Raw genomic sequence first — 19,137 nt, 5'->3', positions numbered from 1 at the left:
GACGGGGCCCGGGGCCGGGCAGCGGGAAGGGGCGTCGTCGGTGGTCGGCACAGCGCACGGGGCGGTGCCGCGCGCCCGCTATTGCCCGGAGAAGTCAGCCATGACGGCAAGTCTACCGGGCCGCGCGAGAACCCCCGGGGCTACCGCCCGGGGGTACCGGCGGTCCGGCGTTACTGCTGGGACTGCTGGGACTGCTGGGACTGCTGAGGCTGCTGCGCCTCGGGCTGCGCGGGCGGCTGGTCGCCCGTCGGGGCGTCCTGACCCACCGGGGCGTCCTGGGCCGGGCTCGCCGCCGGGTCGGTGCAGCCGCCCTGCGGACGGACCGCCGCGAACGGCGCGGACGGGCTGCCGCAGGCCGCCTCGGGGGCGGCCGCCTTGGTGTCGAACACCCGGGCCGGAACGATCGGGCCGTCGGTGATCAGCACCCGGCTGCCGTCCAGCGCCTTGATCGAGGCGCTCGGGCCGGTGTTCAGCTGCCAGCCGGTGCTGTCCAGCCGGTACCCGTTGATGCCGCCGGAGACGGCCTGCCCGGCGCTGTTGGTGCAGCTGCGCGGGACGAGCACGGCGTACTCGGTGCCGACCGTGCGCAGCGGGTCGTAGACGCAGCCGCCGGGCGGCTTGGAGTTGTAGCGCAGGTCGCCGTCGGCGTCGCGCAGGCCCATGGTCAGGTTCGGGGTCACCACGGCCACCCAGGCGGAGGCTCCCTGCGGGACGGTGTGCAGAGCCGCCGCGGCCCGCTCCTGGGCCAGCTCCTTGCGCTGCGCGTCGGTGCGCTTGTCGGCGCCGGGCTCGCCGTCGCCGCGCAGCCAGTCCGCCAGGCCGGGCACCGCCCGGTGCCAGCGCACCTCGTGGTCGCCCGGGCGCACCGAGGTGACCAGGCCGTCGTCCCAGACCACGATGGCGTTGTCCCCCGCCATCGACAGGTACAGCGCGGTGGCGCCCTCGCGGCGGTAGGACCAGGCCTGCTCGCCGCTCTGCCGGTGGAAGGCCTCCAGTCCGGGGCCGACCTTCAGGTCCAGGTCGGCCGTGCTCAGCGACTGTGTGCTGACCGGCGTGGCCTCCGCCTCGCCCGGCCCCGCCACCCGGTCGCCGAACGGCACCGGCTTGTTGGCGTGCGCCGCCGCACCGGCCGCAAGGACCAGCATCACCGCCAGGGCAGGCAGGATCGAGCGGGGGGTCAGTACACGCAGCGGCTTCCAGGACACGGCCGGAGCGTACCTTTCACCGGGCACGCGAGTCAGCCTGGAATTGCCCCCGCCCCACCCCTCGGACCGCGCGTCCGGCCGCGCGCGCCCTCCCCGCGCACCCGCCCGCCCACCTGCACCGTCGGTGCCGAGGCCGGGCCGCCGCCCGCTCCGGGGCCGGGCGCCGGGGCCCGGCCGGACCGTTACAGAGCTGATACACGCGGCGAGACCCGGCCGGGCGTTGCGGCAGACGGCGTTCGAATACCGCCCACTTTAGGGTGACATTCGGCTTTTCCGACGCCCGCCGGGCCTACTGTCGGCGAGCGGAGCGCCACGGTCCGTCCAGCGCGCCCCCGCCCCTCGACGCCCGGAGGAGAGACCATGCGAATCGGCCGCCTGACGCTGGCCGCCGCCGCCCTGCTGCTGATGGCCACGGCCAGTGTCCCGGCCGGGTCGCCGCTCAGCCAGACCGAACGGCACTCCCTCTCCTCGGACGCCTTCGAGCCGCGCGGCGCCGCCCCCCGCCCGCCCGTCCAGCGGCCCAAGCACGAGCCGCCGTTCGGTGCCTTCGTCGGCTCCTGGGACGACTACATCCCGCAGATCGGCCGGTACGCGCGGTGGCTGGGCGACGCCAACCTGCAAGTCGGCCACACCTACCTGGCGGGCAACGGCTGGGCCGACGTCGAGGGCGAGCTGATGGTGCTCGGCATGTGGTCGCAGTGGCGGCTGGCCGACCCGTCCCGGACGCTCGTCCTCGGCGTGCCGATGCTGGTGCCCAACGAGGCGAACGTGCCGGACGGCGAGGTCGCCAAGCTGCTCGCCCAGGGCGCGCGCGGGGACTTCGACCGGCACTTCCTGCGGCTCGCCCACCGGCTGGTCGCCCTCGGCGGCGCGGACACCGTGCTCACCCTCGGCTGGGAGATGAACGGCGTCACCTACACGCACCGCTGCAAGCCCGACCCGTCCGCGTGGAAGGCGTACTGGCGACGGATCGTCGGTGTGATGCGCTCGGTGCCGGGGCAGCGGTTCCGCTTCGACTTCACCCCGAACCGGGGCCTGGACGCCATCCCGTGGACCAAGTGCTACCCCGGCGACGACGTGGTCGACATCATCGGCATGGATAACTACGACCAGCCCGCCGGGGGCACCTTCGACGACTACGTGCGCGAGCCGTACGGGCTGCAGGACCAGGTGGAGTTCGCCGCCAAGCGCGGCAAGCCGGTCTCCTACCCGGAGTGGGGGCTGTTCCGCAACGGCGACAACCCGGAGTTCGTGCAGCGGATGGTCGAGTGGATGCGCACCCACGACACCGCCTACCAGACCGTCACCGACTACTGCCCGCACGGCTTCTTCGAGTGCGACCGCAACCCGCGCTCCGCCGCCCGGTTCAAGCAGCTGATGTCCGGGTCGAAGGGGGCGCCGGCGGCGCCCCAGGCCCCCGTCCAGCCGATCGTCCCGCCGGTGGCGCCGCGCCCGCCCGCGCCGCCGACCGGGCCCGGGGCCCCGAACGTGGTGCCCGGCCCGTCCGCGAGCCCGTCGCCGGGCCACTCGGCCACCGCGTCGGCGAGCCCCTCCCCGAGCCCCTCCCCGAGCCCCTTCGCGAGCCCCTCGGCGGCCCGGACACCCGCCCGGCGCTGAGCCCGGGCGGGGGCGGGGGCGGTCAGCCGCGGCGGCGGGCCAGCAGGGCCTCCTTGAGCCGCGGGAAGCGGGTCCGCAGCACGTGCGCCGCCTGCTGGCGGACGCGCACCGCGCCGGACCGGGCGATGGCCGCCGGCGCCGGACCGGGCGGACCGAACAGCAGGCGCTGGTTGGACAGCTGGTCCGGCCGCCAGCGCTGCTTGTACGGCTCCTGGCCGCGCAGCAGGCCGAGCAGCGGGACGCCCGCGCCGACCGTCTCGTCCAGGGCGGCGCTGAACAGCAGCCCCGCGATGTCCAGCCGCTCGCGCAGCACCGGGTGCGCGCCGTACATGTACAGGCCTCCGAAGGAGGGGCAGAGCAGCAGCAGGTTCACCGCGACCAGTTCGCCGTTCAGCCGGAACTGGTGGACGGTCGCCCTGCCGGTGGCGACCAGGCCGACGGTGGACTCGGTCAGGTGGCGGGCGAAGCGCTCGGTGCGGTGCTCCGGGGTGACGCCGCGCTGCTGCCACTGCAGGAAGTGCAGCCGCAGCAGGCCCTCCAGCGCCGCCGGCACCTCGGCCGCCGGCGTCGAGCTGACCTGCACCCCGGCCTCGGCGATCTTGCGCAGCTTCACCCGGCTGCGTTGCGCGGTCTTGCCGGGCACCCGCTTGAGCAGCCGGTCCATCGGGACGGCCGGCAGGTACTGGCAGAGCGAGTCCTGGTAGCGGCGGCGCCGGCCGTGCCAGTGCTCGTACACCCGCTGCACCGCCGCCTCGGGGTGCACCTCGCGCAGCTCCAGGGAGTGCCACGGGCGGGTGAGCGGGAGGGCGGCGGCGAACTCGGCGGCGGCCCGGTCGGCGCAGTCGTCGTCGAGCAGCACGTCCGAGTAGTCGACCAGCCCGGCGCCCAGGGCGGTCAGCCCGCCGAGCGGGCCGCCGCGGCGTCTGAAGGCACCCGCGCCGACCAGCAGGCCGTCCCGGCGGACGAGCACCACCAGCAGGTCGCCCGGACTGCCGTAGTGGCGCCACCAGGAGCGCTGCCAGTCGGCGGCCTGGAAGAAGGTGGCGGTCCGGCAGCGGGCGGCCAGGTCGTCCCACTCCTCGGCGAGGGTGTCCAGGGCGTCGTCCTCGCGGCGCAGCTCGGTGGTCCAGCCCGGCGCCGCCGGCTGGGCCGGGAGGCCGGTGTGCCGGGTCTCAGTGCTCATCGCCCGCTCCCGGCCGTGGCCTTCTCCTTGGCCGGGGGCTCCTCGGCGCTCTTCTTCGCGGCGGCGGCCTTCCCGGGCTGCCCTTCCGCCTCCTCGACCTTCTCCGTCTCCTCGGCCTTCTCCATCTTCTCCGTCTCCTCCGCCTGGCCGGTCCTGCCGGCCTCGTCGGCCTGCCCGGCCCGGTCGGCGGCGGGCGGCTCCTCGCCGCGCGGGCGGGGGGTGGCCGGCACCGTCGGCTCCACCGGGGCCTCGGCGGCCTCGACGGGTTCGGCGGGCTCGGCGGCCTCGGCGGCCTCCGGCGGGGCGGCCTCGCCCCGGCGGCGGGTCATCATCACCAGGGCCCCCACCAGCAGCCCGGCCGCGCCGCCGACCGCGACGTCCAGCGCGGCGGACGGGGTGGTCGGCTTGTCCGGCTCGGCGGCCGGCGCCAGCGTCACCAGCCGGACGCTGGTGTCCTTGCTGCTCGTGTTGGCGAAGGAGACCAGCGAGCGGGCCACCGCGTCGGCGGTCTGGGCCGCCTCCTGGGGGCGCGTCCCGGTGCCGGTGATCTCGATCATCGGGGCGTCCGGGGAGGTGGTCCCGTGCACCAGGGACTCCAGCTGGGCACGGGTGTGGCCGGTCTCGACGGCCGCCACCGCGAGCACCTGCGGCTGGCCCGCCAACCGCCCGTACGCCTGCGCGAAGTTGGTCGCGGTGGCGGCCTCCCCCGGATTCTGCGGCACCACGAGGACGTAGGCGCTGGCGGCGTACGAGGGGTGCGAGACGACGGCGTACCCGGCGCCGGCCGCGGCGCCCAGCGGCACCGCGAGCGCCACCGGCCACCAGCGGCGGACCAGGTGGCGGGCCCTTCGGCGCGGTGTGGTCATGGGTTTGACTCCTTGGGTATGTGACGGCGGTTCCGGTGGCGGCGGGCGGTCAAGCGCGGGCCAGCCGGTCGTAGAGGGCGCCCAGGTCGGCGGCGACCCGGGCGATGTCGTAGTGACCGACCGCCGGGGGGTGCGGCAGCGGGTCGGCGTTGTGGTCGTTCAGGTGCCGCAGGTCGCGCAGCGCGGCGGCGTACGCGGCGCCCTCGGAGGGGATCCGGCGGGCCTGCGGGGCGGCACTGGGCGGCAGTTCGTCGAGCGCCGGGCAGGCACTGTGCCGCACCGGCAGGCCGGCCGCGAGGCCCTCCAGGATGCCGAGGCCGAAGGTCTCCGCGGTGGAGGGGGCGGCCAGCACGTCCAGGGCGGTCAGCAGGTCGGGCACGTCGTCGCGCTCGCCGGTGAGCACCAGCCGTTCCCGGACGCCGAGTTCGGCGGCCCGGTGCTCCAGCGCGGCGCGCTCCGGGCCCGCGCCGACAAGCACCAACCGGGCGGCCGGGTCGAGTGCGGCGAGGGCCTCCAGCAGCACCTCGAAGCGCTTGCCGGGGACCAGCCGGCCGACTCCGCCGACCACCCAGCTCCCCTCCGGCAGGCCGAGTTCGGCCCGCAGCCGGCGGCGGGTGGCGGCCCGGTCGGCGGCCGGGCGGCGGTAGCGGGCGGTGTCGATGCCGTTGGGGATCAGCTCGACCCGGGCCGGTGGGACGCCCCAGGAGTGCAGCGTCTGGGCGACCTGCCGGGAGACCGCGACGGTGGTGCTGCCGAGCCGTTCGGCCGCCAGGTAGAGGCCCTTGACGCCGCGGGTGACCGGGCGGCCCTCGATCACCCCGGCGTGCAGCGAGTGCTCGGTGGAGACCACCGCGCGGACCCCGGCGAGCCGGGCCGCCAGCCGGCCGTACAGTTGCGCCCGGTACAGGTGGGTGTGCACCAGGTCGTAGCGGCCGGAGCGGACCAGCCGGACCAGCCGGGGCAGCGCGCCCAGGTCGCGGTTGCCGCGCATGCCGAGGTGGTGGACGGTCACCCCGTCGCCGCGCAGCGCGGCGGCGACCGTGCCGGGGTTGGTCAGTGCGACCACCTCGCACTGCTGGTGTGCGGGCAAGTGCCGCAGCAGCAACTGGAGTTGGCGCTCGGCGCCGCCCGAGGCGAGGCCGGTGACGATGTGCAGAACCCTCACGGCCGGGCCCCCCGCCGGGCGACCAGGGGGCTTCGGCGCAGCTCGGTGACGGTGTCGCGCAGCCGCTGCCGGCCGCGTTTGGCGCGCAGCCGCCAGGCGCCGTCGCGGTCGCCGACGTAGCAGCGGGGCAGCGCGAAGCGGCCGGTGAGCGGGGAGTGCGCGATGGCGCAGGCGTAGTCGTAGCCGGCGTCGCGCACGGCCTCGGTGGCGGGCAGGTCGACGGCGCCGTACGGGTAGCAGAAGCCGGTGACCGGGCCGCCGACCACCTCTTCCAGGAGGCGCCGGCTCTCCCGGGTCTGCACCGCCAGGACGTCGGCCGGCAGGCCGGGCAGCGCCTGGTGGCCGAGGCCGTGCGAGCCGATCTCCCAACCGGCGGCGGCGAGTTCGGTGACCTCCTGGACGGTGAGCAGCTGCTTGCGCGGCCCCTCGGCGTCCCAGCCGTTGTCCCGGCCGAGCAGGTCGGCGACCACGTACGCGGTGGCGGTGAAGCCGTACGCCTGGAGGATCGGCACGGCGTGGCGCGCGAAGTCCGCGTAGCCGTCGTCGAAGCTCAGCCCGACCAGTTTGTCGTCCCGGCCGGCGGCCCGGGCCCGCATCAGCTCGCGCACGGAGACGCCGCGCCGCCCGCGCCGGTGCAGCCAGGCGACCTGCTCGGCGAACCGCTCGGGGCTGACGGTCAGCTGGTACGGGTCCTCCTTCTCGACCGCCACCGAGTGGTACATCAGGATCCACGGCGAGGAGGAACCGGGGCCGGACGGTTCGCCGAGCGGGCGGCGGCTCCTGGACAGCCGCGCCTTCGGTCCGGCGGAGTCGGTGTACGGGAGGTCGCCACGTGGTGCGGCTGCGGCCGGTACGGCCTGGCGGCGGACGCCCGCCTGGGTCGAACGGACGGTTCCCCGTTCATTGTCCATGGGGAAGCTTCCCTTCATCGGCGACGGTTGGCGGGTTCAGGGCCCGGGCCACGGCGAGGACCGGACCGCGCACCTCACGCGCGCCGAGGCCGGTGCCGAGGACGGCGAAGGCCAACGCCACGGTGAGGCCCCCGAGGAGGGTCGAGAGCAGGGGGCCGGTGGCCAGCCCGGCGACGGCGGCGCCGAGGGCGGTGGCGCCACCGGCGGCGGCCAGCAGCCGGGCGTGGCCGCCGAGCACCCGGCGCAGCCGCAGCGGGATGCCGCGCAGCACCAGGCCGTGCAGCAGCAGCGCGGCGGCGGCGGTGATGCCGGCCGCGTTCCCGGCGGCGAGCCCGAGTGCGCCGAAGCGGGGGGTGGCGAGCAGGCTGACCACGACGGTGACGCCGAGGCCGAGCAGCATCGCGGCGACCGGGAACCAGTCCAGCAGCCGGCGGCCGCCGTCCTCGGTGCCCGGATCGTCGGCCCGGCGGACCACCGGGCGCAGCGAGAAGTACGGGCGGATCATCACGCCGATCAGCGCCTGGGCGGGCAGGCCGAAGCTGTAGACCCGGATGACGGCGGCGGTGGCGGCGGTATCCCGCGGGCCGAAGGCACCGCGCTGGAAGAGCAGCGAGACCACCGAGGGGGCGCAGGCCATCAGGAAGGCGGTGCCGACCAGGACGACCGCCGCGGCCTGGCCGAGGTCCTTCTCGACCCGGTCCCGGGCGGCGGTGAGGTCCCCGGCCGCCAGCGCCCGGGCGACCAGCGGGAAGGTGACGGTGCAGATCAGGATGCCTGCCGTCATGGCCAGTTGGGAGACCTTGGCGGCGTAGTTGAGGTGCGAGATGGTGCCGGGCGGCAGCGCCGAGCCGAGGTAGCGCTCGACGAAGACCTGCGACTGCCGGGTCAGGGTGAACGCGGCCACCGGCAGCAGGGCGAACGGCATCAGCACCAGCGCCTTGCGGGAGCGGCGGGAGCGGCCCGCGCCCGGGTGCGATCCCGGGCCCGCACCCTGGCGCAGCCGGCGCAGGAACGGGGCGACCAGCAGGCCGGCCATCAGCAGGCTGCCGAGCGCGACGCCGAGGGCGGCGGAGCGCACGCCCAGGAAGGACTGGCAGCCGAGCAGCACGGCGAGGATGCCGACGTTGTAGGCGACGTAGATGCCGGCCGGCGCGGTGAAGCAGTGGTGGGCGCGCAGCGCGGCGGCGAGGTAGCCGGCCACGCCGAACGGCAGCACGGTGATCGCGGTGATCCGGGTGCAGGTGACGGCGAGGCCGGGGTTGGCCAGGCCGGGGGCGAGCAGCTCGACCAGCTGCGGGGCACCGAGGGCGGTGGCCAGCGCGAGCCCGCTGAGCGCGAGCAGCAGCCAGGGCAGGGTGGCGCGGACCAGTTGGCGGACCGGGTCGGGGGCGTCCGGGTCCTCCTCGCGCAGCACCAGGGCGAGCGCGAAGGCGGGCACCATGAGGAAGGACATGGCGTCCTCGATCAGCAGCGGCGCGGCCGTCTCCGGGACGGTCCAGGCGACCAGGAAGGCGTCGGTGCCCTGGTTGGCGCCGAAGTAGCGGGCCAGCAGGAGGTCGCGCAGCAGGCCGAGGCCGGAGCCGGCGGCGCTGAGGACGGCGGTGATGCCGAAGGCCTTGGCGAGGAAGCCGCGCCGGGGGGCCGGATCGGGCCCGGGCGGCCGGCCGCCGGCGCGGACGCCGCGCGGGGCGGGCACGGCGGAGGCGAGGGCCGGCTGGTCGGTGGTCATCGCGGGTCGGCCTCCGCGACGCAGGCCCGGGCCGCGAGACCGAGGACGACGGAGGTCAGCACGGTGGTGGTGCCGCCGATGTCCGCGTACAGGTAGTCGACCAGCACCCAGGTGAGCAGGGCCAGGGCGGCGAGGGCCGGGCCGCGGGAGTGGCGCAGGCAGCCGAGCAGCAGGCCGAGGAAGAGCGCGGCGTAGGCGACGATGCCGATCAGACCCTGCTCGCTGAGCACCAGGAAGTACATGTTGTGCGGGGAGAGCAGCGGTTCGCGCTGGAAGCCGATGGTGGAGTCGGCGGCGTCGCTGCCGGAGGAGAGCCGCAGCGGGGCGTGGCTGTCACGCAGTTGCTGGAAGGCCTTGGGGCCGGCGCCGTGGACGGGGTGGTCCTGCCAGATCCGCCCGGCGGTGGACCACAGGTCGTAGCGGTCGGAGACGGACTGGTCGGGGGCCGCGGAGACGGAGCCGATCGAGCCGAGCCGCGCGGTGACGCCGGAGGCGCCGAGGCCGAGGCCGCCGACCAGGACGACCGCGCCGGCCAGGCCGAGGACGGCGCCGCGGACGGCGAGCCGGGCGTCGGCGCGCAGCAGCAGCACGGTGGCCGCGGCGGCGGTGGCGATCCAGCTGCCGCGGCTGAACGAGACGGCGAGCGGGAAGGCCAGGAAGGCGGCGGCCGCGAACATGGCGCGGCGCAGCCGGACGTCGCCGCCGGGGCGGCGCTCGGCGAGCGCCAGGGCCAGGGCGGCGAGCAGCCCGTAGCTGACGACCGTGGACATCGCCATGATGTCGAGGGCGCCGAAGGTGCCGACGGCCCGGATCGGCTGGCCGGTGTAGGAGGCGCCGGTCCGGGTGAGGTACTGGTGCGCGCCGACCACGCCCTGGATCAGCGCGGCGAGCACGAAGGAGCCGAGGACCAGCCGCTGGTCGACGCGGTCGCGCAGCGAGCAGAGCACCCCGGCCGGCACCAGGACGAACACCTGGGTGAGCCGGACGAAGCCGGTGAGGCTGGTGGCCGGGTCGATCGAGCCGACGGTGGCGACGGCGGCGGCGGCCACGATGCCGCCGAACAGCACGCAGGTGGCGCGGCTGACGGCGGGCAGCCGCCCGCGCAGCAGGTTGAGCGCGGTGAGCGCGACCAGGGCCAGCGAGGCCACGTCGGCGGCGGTGACGTGGACGGCGGCGGCGACGTCCTTCTCGCCGGTGGGCACGCAGACCAGCAGGACGGTCGCCGCGGCGAGCAGGCTGGGCCGGTCCGCGAGCGCGGGCAGCGCCTTGCGTAACGCGAGCCGGGGGACGGCGGGAAGGGTCAGGGCCACGCGGGTCAGCTCCCGTCCGGGTGGAGCATCAGGACCGCGGTGCGGCACAGGATCTTGACGTCCTGCCAGAGGCTCCAGCTCTCGATGTAGCGGTTGTCGAACCGGGCCCGGTCCTCGATCGAGGTGTCCCCGCGCAGCCCGTTGACCTGGGCGAGGCCGGTCAGGCCGACCGGGACGCGGTGGCGGTCGGCGTACTCGGGGTAGGCCTGGCCGAACCGCATGACGAAGTAGGGGCGTTCCGGGCGCGGGCCGACCAGGCTCATGTCGCCGCACAGCACGTTCCACAGCTGCGGCAGCTCGTCCAGCGAGCTGCGGCGCAGCAGCCGGCCGACGGCGCCCATCCGGTGGTCCTGGGAGATGTTCCAACGGGTCGCCGACTCGTGTTCGTTGCTCGGGCGCAGGGTGCGGAACTTGAGGACGGTGAAGACCTTGCCGTCCAGCCCGGTGCGCTGCTGGCGGAAGAGCACGCCGGGGCCGGTGTCGAAGCGGACGGCCAGCGCGCAGAGCACCAGGACGGGGGCGAGCAGCAGCAGGCCGAGCCCGGCGGCGGTGACGTCCAGGGCGCGCTTGGCGGCCCAGCCGGGGCGGCGCATCGCCGGGCCGCCGACCCGCAGGCAGGGGAAGCCCCACAGGTGGTCGGCTCCGGCCAGCGGGCCGGCGGGCAGCGAGCCGTGCTCGCGCAGCGCGGGCACCAGCCAGACCTGGCAGCCGAGCCGGGCGGCGTCGCGCAGGGCGGCGGCGGTCTCGGCCTCGTCGGCGGCGCCGGCGGTGGCGACCACGTGGTGGATCCGGTGCCGGCGGACCTCGCGCTCCAGCACCTCGCGGCCGCCGAGGACGGGCAGGTCGGTGTCGCCGGCGAGCAGCGGCGGGTCGGCGTCGAGGAAGCCGACCGGGCGCATCCCGTACTCGCCGCGCTCGCTGAGGGCGGCGGCGACCCGGCGGCCGAGCCGGCCGGCGCCGAGCACCAGGACGGGGTTGGGGCGGCTGCGGCGGATCCGCCGGACCAGGTGGTAGAGCACGGCGCGGCCGACGGCGGCGATCAGCAGCTGGACGCCGAGCAGGACGGTGAGCCGGGCCGGGGTGGCCGGGCCGCAGTCGGGCCAGCGGCCGTCCAGACAGCCGGCCAGGGTGACGGCGAAGGCCGTGGCGACGACGGCCCGGACGGCCAGCGCGGGCAGTTCGTCCAGGACGGAGAGGGTGAGCCGGGTGCGGTAGAGGCCGCCGACCAGGTTGAGCACGAGCAGCAGGGGCAGGACGGCGGCGGCACCGAGCAACGGCGCGAGCGGGACGGCCGGGTCGACGGCCCGGTTGGCGAGGCCGGTGGCGGTGCACAGCGCGATCGCGTCGACCTGGACCAGCGCGAGCGGCAGGGCGAGCCGGGAACGGACCGCCCCGCGGGGCCGGCGGGGCGGCGGCACCGTCCGGGTCCGGGCGGATCCGGCCGGACGGTCGAGCAGCCCGGTGCCGGGCCGCCGGGGGCCGGACAGGGACCGACCCGCTCGCGGCACGCTGTCGTGGTCAATGGTCATCAGCGCACGAACTCCCCTGCTGTGTGCCCGGGGTGACGGCGCCCCGGCACCGGATGGCGCGGAGCGGCCGTCCCGGCCCGGTGGGCGCGGTCCTGACAGCACCTGCTACCGCTGGCGGCTTTCGGTCCTCTCGCACCGGGCCCGGCCGCGCGGGGCGCGGCCATGAAGGGCTCAGTCGCGAATTCCCGGCGTGAAATCGAAACGAAGCAGGCGAAATCCGACAATACATAACCGGGCTGCGCAGGCTGGAAGTTGACTTGCCGTTTCATTCCAGCCGCCCATTAATAGGTATTTCGGATTTGACGCCTCGTCCCTATCCGGTTGAGGGTGCGAATACGACGGCGCCGGATCGGCGGGCATTCACGGCATGTGAAACGATCAGATCCGCTCTGGGACACGGGCCCGGCGCCGCCCGGCCGCCGGACCGGCACCCAGCAGATGGCGGTACAGCGCGTCCACCTGTTCGACCACCGTGCGGACGTCATGCCGGGCAACCACGTGATCGCGCAGCCGCGCCCCGCGCCGCTCACACTCGATCGAATCGGACAGCGCTTCCGCCATTCGGGTGGCGAGCGCGGTCACGTCCTCGGGCGGCACCACCGCCCGCTCCCGCTCGGCCTGGGGCAGGCACTCCCGGGCGCCCGGCACGTCGGTCAGCAGCACCGGACGGGCCACCGCCATCGCCTCCAGCGGGGCCAGCGCCATGCCCTCCCAGCGCGAGGGCAGCACCACCAGGTCGGCCGCCGCCAGCCACGGCCTCGGATCCGGCACGTCCCCGACCAGCCGGACCCGGGACGGCTCGGCCGACTCCCGGACCAGATCCGCCAGCCGGTTCTCCTCGGGGCCGCCGCCCACCAGCGCCAGCCGGGCCTGCGGCACCGCCCGCAGCACCTCCGGCCAGGCCGCCAGCAGCACGTCCTGCCCCTTCTGCCGGCACAGCCGGCCGACGCAGACCGCGAGCGGCGCGTCCAGGTCCAGGCCCAGCGCGATCCGGGCCGCCCGGCGGTCGGCGGGTGCGTAGTGGCGGACGTCCACGCCGTTGGGCACCACCGCCCAGTCCGCGCTCACCCCGGCGGCGACGCCGTCGGCCCGCTCCTGGACGCTGACACAGAGCAGGCGGTGCGCCCAGCGGCTCGCGAAGCGCTCCCAGTGCAGGGTGGCGGTGGCCAGCGGGCCCTCGACGGCGGCGAAGGACCAGGCGTGCGGCTGGAAGACGGTCGGCACCGCGCCGCGTACCGCCAGCCGGCCGGCCAGCCCGGCCTTGGCGCTGTGCAGGTGGACCACGTCGGGCGCGGCCGCCCGGACGATCCGGCGCAGCCGCCACGCCTCGGCGGCGGTGCCCGGGCCCGGCGAGCGCCCGGCGGGCCAGTCATGGACCAGCGCGCCCACGGCGGCGGCCTCCTCGGCCAGCCGGCCGCCGCCCGGGCAGGCGACCAGCACCCGGTGACCGGCCTCGCGCTGCCCCCGGACCAGATCGGCGACGACGCGGGCGACTCCGCCGTCCACGGGCTGTGAAATGTGAAGGATCGTCATATGCACGGCGGCGAGCCTAGGGTGGCTCCCCCGCGCCGGGCGGCCCTCGTCACCCGCAGGTGGCGGGCCGTCCACCCGTACGGCTTTCCGCTCGTACGGGTGGACGGGCCGCTCGAATTCCCGGGCGAATTTCCGCGGAAAGGTGAACCCGGTGAACCCGGTGAACCCGGTAAACTCGGTGAACTCCGCGGACTCAGCGGACCTCGGCGGCCAGGTTGGCCAGCACCTGGTCGTGGATCCGGTTCAGGCCCTTCGGGGCGAAGGTGCGCTCGAAGAAGCCGCCGATGCCGCTCGCGCCCTGCCAGGTGGCCGAGACGGTGACCTTCGACCGGCCCTCGCCGGCCGCCGAGACGGTCCAGGTGATCACCATGCTGGAGTTGGCGTCCTTCTCCACCAGTTGGTCGGGCGAGGGCGCCGAGACGGTGAACAGGCAGTCCCGCACGCGCTTCTCGGTGGCCTGCAGCTTCCAGTGCACCTGGGTGCCGGCGCCGGTGCCGCCGACCCGGACCTCGTACTCGCTGTACTGCGGGGGCAGCAGCTTCGGGCGGGTCACCTGGTAGTCGGCCAGCGCCTCGTACACCCGCTCGGGGGCGGCGTCGTAGTCCCGCTCGGTGGTGGCCTGCACCTGTCCCATGGCCTTGCTCTCCTCGTCCGTTTGGTCTTCCGATTGTCACCGGCAAGCCAATCACAGCGCCGGGGGCGCAGGCCTACCGGACGGCCCGCAGAGGTGGCGGGGCGGCGGGATAGGGTGGCCGGTGTGCTCGATCTGGTGACAGCAGTGCGCTACGTCGACCCGCTGCGGTCCGGCGGTTCCGTCCCCGGTGTGGTGGAGACCGACGACCTGGGAACCTACGTGGTCAAGTTCACCGGCGCCGCGCAGGGCCGCAAGGCGCTGGTCGCGGAGGTGATCGTCGGCGAGCTGGCCCGGCGGCTCGGCCTGCGCGTCCCCGAGCTGCGGCTGGTGGACTTCGATCCGGCCGTCGCCGCGGACGAGCCCGACACCGAGATCCAGGACATGCTCAAGGCCAGCGGCGGCCTCAACCTCGGGATGGACCTGCTGCCCGGCGCGCGGGACTACCGGCCGGGCATGATCCCGGTGGACTCCGCCGAGGCCGGGCGGGTGGTCTGGCTGGACGCCCTCACCGGCAACGTCGACCGCACCGTCCACAACCCCAACCTGGTGGTCTGGCACGGACGGCTCTGGCTGATCGACAACGGCGCCGCGCTGATCTTCCACCACCGCTGGGCCACCGCCGAGGCGGCGGTCGGCAAGCGCTACGACCTCAGCGCGCACGCGCTGGGCGGCGCGGCCCCGGACGTCCGGCTGGCCGACGAGGAGCTCGGCCCGCTGGTCACCGTCGGCCTGCTGGAGGAGGTGCTGGCGCTCGTCCCGGACGAGTGGCTGGCCGACGAGCCCGGCTTCGACTCGGTGGCCGCCGTCCGGCACGCCTACGTGACCCACCTGGCCGCCCGGGTGGTGCTCTCCGCGCAGTGGCTCCCGGAGGGCTTCGCCACCCCCGAGCAGCTGCGCGAGGCCGAACGCCGCCGGGAGGCCCGGACGCGGGCCGGCCGGCCCGCCTGGCTCCAGGAAGTCCCGGACCTGCACGGCAAGCCGTCGGTGGAGACGGGCTGGGACCAGCACGTCGAGTGAGTGGGCCGGGGCCCGCCCGTGGAAGTCGGCCGGGCGCGGGCCGGGCAGGGCCCGGGCACGGTGGCCCGGAAACGACCGGGGAGCGGACCCGGATGGGCCCGCTCCCCGACTCAGTGTTCAGGTGTCGCCGTGGTCAGCGCGTCAGCGCCACCACTGGACCGCCTTCTCGGCGTTGATGATGCCCGCGCCGTAGAAGCCGTTGTCGTCCGCGCCGCCCTCGCAGGTGGCCTTGTACGCGCCGGTGCCGCCCGGGTTGTACTCGCCGGTCGGGCAGGGGTGCGACTCCGCCTGGTTGGTGAGCAGCTCGGTCAGCTCGTCCGGGTTGGCCCACGGGAAGGTGCTGGCGAGCAGCGCGACCACGCCGACGACGTGCGGGGTGGCCATCGAGGTGCCCTGCATGTAGCCGTACTTGTTGCCCGGGATGGTGGAGAGGATCCGACCGTCCTTGTCCGGGGTGTCCGGGAGCTGGTAGCGGCGGTCGCCACCCGGCGCGGCGACGGTCACGACGCCCTTGCCGTAGCTGGAGTAGTACGCCTTGTCGCCCTTGACGCCCACCGAGGAGACGGCGATGACACCGGGCAGCTCGGTCGGCAGCGACAGGCAGTCGTTGGTGACCGGGCGGGTCACCTTGGTGGTGTCGTCCGGGCTGGAGACGTCAACGGTCTTGTGCGCCAGGTCGATGTTCTCGTTGCCCGCCGCGGCGACGTTGAGGACGCCCTTGCGCTGCGAGAACGAGACCGCCTTGCGGACGGCGGCGCTGATCGCGGCCTGGTCCTTGTCGTTCGGGCAGTTGAACATCCACGGGTCGACGTAGTAGCTGTTGTTGGTCACCTTGAACTGGTGCTCACCGGCCCACACGAAGCCGCAGATCGCGTACTCGGGGTAGATGAACCCGCCGTCGTCGACGACCTTGACCGCGGCCAGCTTCACGTTCGGGGCGATGCCGACGACGCCCTTGCCGTTCTTGGCGGCGCCGATCGTGCCGGCCACGTGGGTGCCGTGGTCGCTGGTGGTGGGCTGCCAGGACTTCCAGTCGGTGTTCGGCTTGCCGCCGTCGATGCAGGAGACCGACTGCGAGGCGTCCACGTTGGCGGCCAGGTCCTCGTGCGTCGCGTCGATGCCGGAGTCCAGCACGCCGACGGTGACGTTGCGGCTGCCGAGCGAGAGCTTGTGCGCCTTGTCGACACCGATCTGGCGCATGTCCCACTGGTTGGCCTCGTACGGCTCCTGACCGGCGGCGGGCGCGGCGGAGGGCTCGGCGGCGACGTCGGCCTTGGCCTGGTCGGCGGCGGTGATGCCCTTGGTGCGGCTGGCACCGACGGAGTCGACGCCCTTGGCCTGACGCAGCTTCTGCGCGAACGCGGTGTCGTCCGAGCGGGCGATGACGACGCCGATCTGCTCGTACGAGTACACCACCGAGCCGCCGAGGGCGGTGATCGCCTTCTCGACCTTCTGCACCTGGCCGTGGTTGGCCTTGGTGTTGACGACGTAGCTGAGCAGCGGACCGGTCGTCGAGCCCGCCGAGGGGGCCGCGACGGCGGTGCCGGCCGGGAGCGCGAGGGCGCCGGCGGTGGCGAGCACGAGGCCCACCGCCGCGAACCGGGTCCGGCTGATCCGAGGAACTCTCATAGGGGTTGGCCCTCCCGAGTCGTCATGCGGCAGCTGCGGTGTGGCAGGTGCGCCTGGAATGATCGGGACGCTAATGAATATTCGCTGATAAGCGCAAGAGGTAGTCATCTAATCGTCACATGTTGGCCAACATCGGAACCGAGGAGTCCGGAGGCCCAACATGTCAACAGAATTGAAGAGTGTTAAAAAGTGATGGTCCGTCGACGTGCTACGGTGCGCCGGGCAGTGAGTACAGCGTCCGGGCGTTGTCGGCGGCGACCAACCGGGCCAGCCGCTGCGCGTCCGCCGCCGAACAGGCGCCACCCGCCTGCCAGTCGGCCAGCACCGCCCCCAGTCCGTACCGGAACTGGGCGGCGCCCACCAGGTACAACTCGGGCAGCCCGTACGCGTCGGTGGAGAACAACAGCTTGCCGAACGGCGTCAGTTCCAGCATCTCGCCCAGCACCGCAGCCACCCGCGGGCCGGTGTAGGAGGCGGTCAGCCCGAGGTCGGTGTACACCGTCGGGAAGGCCTGGGCCAGCCACCCGGCCTGGCGGTGGTACGGGTAGCAGTGCAGCAGCACCAGCGGGACGCCGCTCGGCTCGGCGGCGCGCACGAAACCGGTCAGCAGCGACGGATCGGCCCGGTGCAGGGTGAGGTCGGGATCGCCGAAGCCGGTGTGGAGTTGGAGCGGCAGGCCCAGCCCGGCACAGACGTCCACGGCCGTCCAGAGCAGGTGGTGCAGCAGCACCGGATCGGCCAGCCGGCCCCGCCCGCCGCGCAGCCAGGTGCCGGCCGCGGCCACCACGGCCGCCCGCGCGGGCCGTTCGGCGGGGGCGGCCAGGCCGTGCCGGTAGGCGAGCACCGACTTGACCGCGACCGCATCCGCGGCGGCCGCCGCCAGCGCCTCCCCGACGGCCTGCGGCCAGGACTCGGCCTGGCCCGCCACCGTTTCGGCCACCGACTCCAGCCGGACCACCTCGTGCACCACCGCCCCGGCGGCCGCGGCCAGTTCGCCGAGCGGCAGCAACGGAAGGCCCGCGGCGGCGGTCAGCCCGGTGTCCACCAGGCAGGTGTCCAGCCCGGCCGCGGCCAGCAGCCGGCGGGTGGCCTCGGCGCCGCCCAGCTCCCGCCGCCGGGCCAGGTAGTCGGCGGCCGGGGCGTGCGCGGGCAGGCCGAGGACGGGCGGGCACCAGCGCCGGACGGCCAGGCCGAGCGCACTGTCGAAGGGCGAACAGCCGGGCGCGGGCGGCCGGTCGGACTCGGTGAGCAGCCCGGCCAGGGCGTCGTCGGCGAGGTCGGCCGCCACCACGCTGTGGCAGTGGTGGTCGACCAGCGCGGGCACCGCCGGGGCCCCGGCGTGCACCGGTCAGTACCGCCAGCGGGTGGCGGCGACCAACTGCTCGGGGGTGGCGGCGGCGTACTGCTCGCCCTCCGCCCGGCGCACCGCCAGCACCGCCTCGTACAGCGGCCCGCCGAGCGCCTCGCGCAGCACCGCCGAGCGCTCGTACGCGGCCAGCGCCTGCGCCGGACCGGTCGGCAGCCGGGGCACCGCGCCGGGCTCGGCGGCGGCCGGGTCGCCGGTGAACTCCGGTGGCAGCTCCCGGTGTTGGTCGAGGCCGGCGAGACCGGCGGCGAGCACCGCGCCGACCGCCAGGTACGGATTGGCGCTGGCGTCGAAGCACTTGACCTCGGCGTTGGCGGCGTCGGCCCGCTCCCCCGTGGAGCCCGTCACCAGGCGCAGCGCGGCCTCGCGGTTCTCCAGGCCCCAGCACTGGTAGGCGCCGGCCCAGTGCGAGGGCACCAGCCGCAGGTAGCCGGCGGGGCTGGAGCAGCCCAGCACCAGGAGTTCGGGCAGCGCGCCGAGCACCCCGGCGAGGAAGCCCTCGGCCTCGGCGGTCAGGCCGTGCGGGCCGGGGCCGCCGTGGCCGAGGTTGCGGCCGTCCCGCCAGAGGCTCAGGTGCAGGTGCCCGCCGTTGCCGACCGCGCCGGGCTCGACCACGGGGGCGAAGGAGACCCGCAGGCCGTGCCGGGCGGAGACGGCCCGCACGGTGTGCCGGACCAGGACGGAGGTGTCGGCGGCGCCGACCGGACCCTCGGGGGCCACCGAGACCTCGAACTGGCCCGGGGCGTACTCGGGGTGGATCTGCAGGACGGTCAGCCCCTGCTCGCCGAGGGCGCGCAGGACGTCCCGCAGATAGTCGGTGAGGTCGGTGAGCCGGTGCATCCCGTACGCGGGGCCGTGCGTCGGGTACTGCGGCTCGTCCTGCGGGCCGCCGGCGAGGGCGACCACCCACTCGACCTCGATGCCGGCCCGCAGGGTCAGCCCGCGCTCGGCGGCCGCGGCCTCCATCCGGCGGGCGAACAGCCGCTGGCAGCCGGGGTGCGGGGTGCCGGCCTGGGTGTGCCGGTCCCCCGGGGCCCAGGCCCAGCCGGGCTGGGCGGCCAGCGGGACGACCCGGTCGAGGTCGGGGTAGAGCCGCAGGTCCCCGGTGGGGCCGCCGGCGCTCGGGCTGGTGGTGATGCCGTCGTCGGCGAGGAAGACGTCGAAGCAGGGTGCGGTACCGACGCCCCACTGCGCGGCGTGCACCAGGGCGCCCAGCGGGACGGCCTTGACCCGGGTGATGCCCGCGTTGTCCACCCAGGTGACGGCCACCGCGTCGACGGCGGCGGTGCGCAGCCGGTCGACGGCGGCCTCTGCCTGTTCGACGCGCGCGGCGCTCGGGGGCAGCGTGACGGCGGCGAGGTGCCCACCGAGGCCTCCGGCCGGGCCGGTGGAGCCGGAGGCGGACGCGGCGGGGCCGGCGGCGGTTCCGAGGGTCATGCCCCC

General features: G+C 75.3%; 15 protein-coding genes. 2 read left to right on the top strand and 13 right to left on the bottom strand.

The window, feature by feature from the left end:
• Positions 1-170: 170 nt before the first annotated feature.
• The gene (locus A6F73_RS23530; RefSeq protein ID WP_063349608.1) at positions 171-1,205 is read right to left on the bottom strand and encodes a hypothetical protein; all 1,035 of its coding nucleotides are present in this window, start codon (positions 1,203-1,205) and stop codon (positions 171-173) included.
• A 360-nt stretch (positions 1,206-1,565) separates the two neighbouring features.
• On the opposite strand from A6F73_RS23530, the gene A6F73_RS23525 reads away from it, so the two are divergent.
• The gene (locus A6F73_RS23525; protein ID WP_244293476.1) at positions 1,566-2,822 is read left to right on the top strand and encodes a glycosyl hydrolase; all 1,257 of its coding nucleotides are present in this window, start codon (positions 1,566-1,568) and stop codon (positions 2,820-2,822) included.
• A gap of 22 nt (positions 2,823-2,844) precedes the next feature.
• Here the strand turns inward: A6F73_RS23525 and A6F73_RS23520 are convergent, their stop codons facing one another.
• From A6F73_RS23520 to A6F73_RS23480, 9 genes are all read right to left on the bottom strand, one after another.
• Complete coding sequence (locus A6F73_RS23520; protein WP_063349607.1) at positions 2,845-4,005, bottom strand: GNAT family N-acetyltransferase; 1,161 nt, start codon at positions 4,003-4,005, stop codon at positions 2,845-2,847.
• Positions 4,002-4,871 carry a Wzz/FepE/Etk N-terminal domain-containing protein gene (locus A6F73_RS23515; RefSeq protein WP_063349606.1) on the bottom strand — a complete coding sequence of 290 codons (870 nt, stop codon included), beginning with the start codon at positions 4,869-4,871 and terminating at the stop codon, positions 4,002-4,004. The genes A6F73_RS23520 and A6F73_RS23515 overlap by 4 nt, the downstream gene beginning before the upstream one ends.
• A gap of 49 nt (positions 4,872-4,920) precedes the next feature.
• The gene (locus A6F73_RS23510; RefSeq protein ID WP_063349605.1) at positions 4,921-6,036 is read right to left on the bottom strand and encodes a glycosyltransferase; all 1,116 of its coding nucleotides are present in this window, start codon (positions 6,034-6,036) and stop codon (positions 4,921-4,923) included.
• On the bottom strand, positions 6,033-6,947 hold the full coding sequence (locus A6F73_RS23505) for a polysaccharide deacetylase family protein (RefSeq protein WP_079135931.1): 915 nt from the start codon (positions 6,945-6,947) through the stop codon (positions 6,033-6,035). Before A6F73_RS23505 ends, A6F73_RS23510 begins: the two co-directional genes overlap by 4 nt.
• Complete coding sequence (locus A6F73_RS23500; RefSeq protein ID WP_063349604.1) at positions 6,937-8,676, bottom strand: lipid II flippase MurJ; 1,740 nt, start codon at positions 8,674-8,676, stop codon at positions 6,937-6,939. The genes A6F73_RS23505 and A6F73_RS23500 overlap by 11 nt, the downstream gene beginning before the upstream one ends.
• Positions 8,673-9,986, bottom strand: a complete 1,314-nt coding sequence (locus A6F73_RS23495; RefSeq protein WP_063349603.1) for an O-antigen ligase family protein — start codon at positions 9,984-9,986, stop codon at positions 8,673-8,675. The genes A6F73_RS23500 and A6F73_RS23495 overlap by 4 nt, the downstream gene beginning before the upstream one ends.
• Positions 9,987-9,991: 5 nt before the next feature.
• Positions 9,992-11,515, bottom strand: coding sequence for a sugar transferase (locus A6F73_RS23490; protein WP_063349602.1), 1,524 nt, complete (start codon positions 11,513-11,515; stop codon positions 9,992-9,994).
• Between the two features lie 378 nt (positions 11,516-11,893).
• Positions 11,894-13,048, bottom strand: a complete 1,155-nt coding sequence (locus A6F73_RS23485; RefSeq protein ID WP_063349601.1) for a glycosyltransferase — start codon at positions 13,046-13,048, stop codon at positions 11,894-11,896.
• Positions 13,049-13,241: 193 nt separating this feature from the next.
• Positions 13,242-13,682, bottom strand: a complete 441-nt coding sequence (locus A6F73_RS23480; protein WP_063349600.1) for an SRPBCC family protein — start codon at positions 13,680-13,682, stop codon at positions 13,242-13,244.
• 123 nt (positions 13,683-13,805) lie between these two features.
• Here A6F73_RS23480 and A6F73_RS23475 point away from each other — a divergent pair, with 123 nt between their 5' ends.
• Positions 13,806-14,699, top strand: coding sequence for a HipA family kinase (locus A6F73_RS23475; protein WP_063351455.1), 894 nt, complete (start codon positions 13,806-13,808; stop codon positions 14,697-14,699).
• A gap of 141 nt (positions 14,700-14,840) precedes the next feature.
• On the opposite strand, the gene A6F73_RS23470 is transcribed toward A6F73_RS23475, so the two are convergent.
• From A6F73_RS23470 to A6F73_RS23460, 3 genes are all read right to left on the bottom strand, one after another.
• A complete protein-coding gene (locus tag A6F73_RS23470; RefSeq protein WP_063349599.1) occupies positions 14,841-16,328 on the bottom strand; it encodes a S8 family serine peptidase in 1,488 nt (495 codons plus the stop codon).
• A gap of 208 nt (positions 16,329-16,536) precedes the next feature.
• Complete coding sequence (locus tag A6F73_RS23465; RefSeq protein ID WP_063349598.1) at positions 16,537-17,673, bottom strand: amidohydrolase family protein; 1,137 nt, start codon at positions 17,671-17,673, stop codon at positions 16,537-16,539.
• 3 nt (positions 17,674-17,676) lie between these two features.
• A complete protein-coding gene (locus A6F73_RS23460; RefSeq protein ID WP_079135930.1) occupies positions 17,677-19,131 on the bottom strand; it encodes a glutamine synthetase family protein in 1,455 nt (484 codons plus the stop codon).
• Between the last annotated feature and the right edge of the window lie 6 nt (positions 19,132-19,137).

Source organism: Streptomyces sp. MJM8645 (assembly GCF_001625365.1).
Taxonomy (GTDB): Bacteria; Actinomycetota; Actinomycetes; order Streptomycetales; family Streptomycetaceae; genus Kitasatospora.
This window is presented reverse-complemented; position numbering and strand designations above follow the sequence as displayed.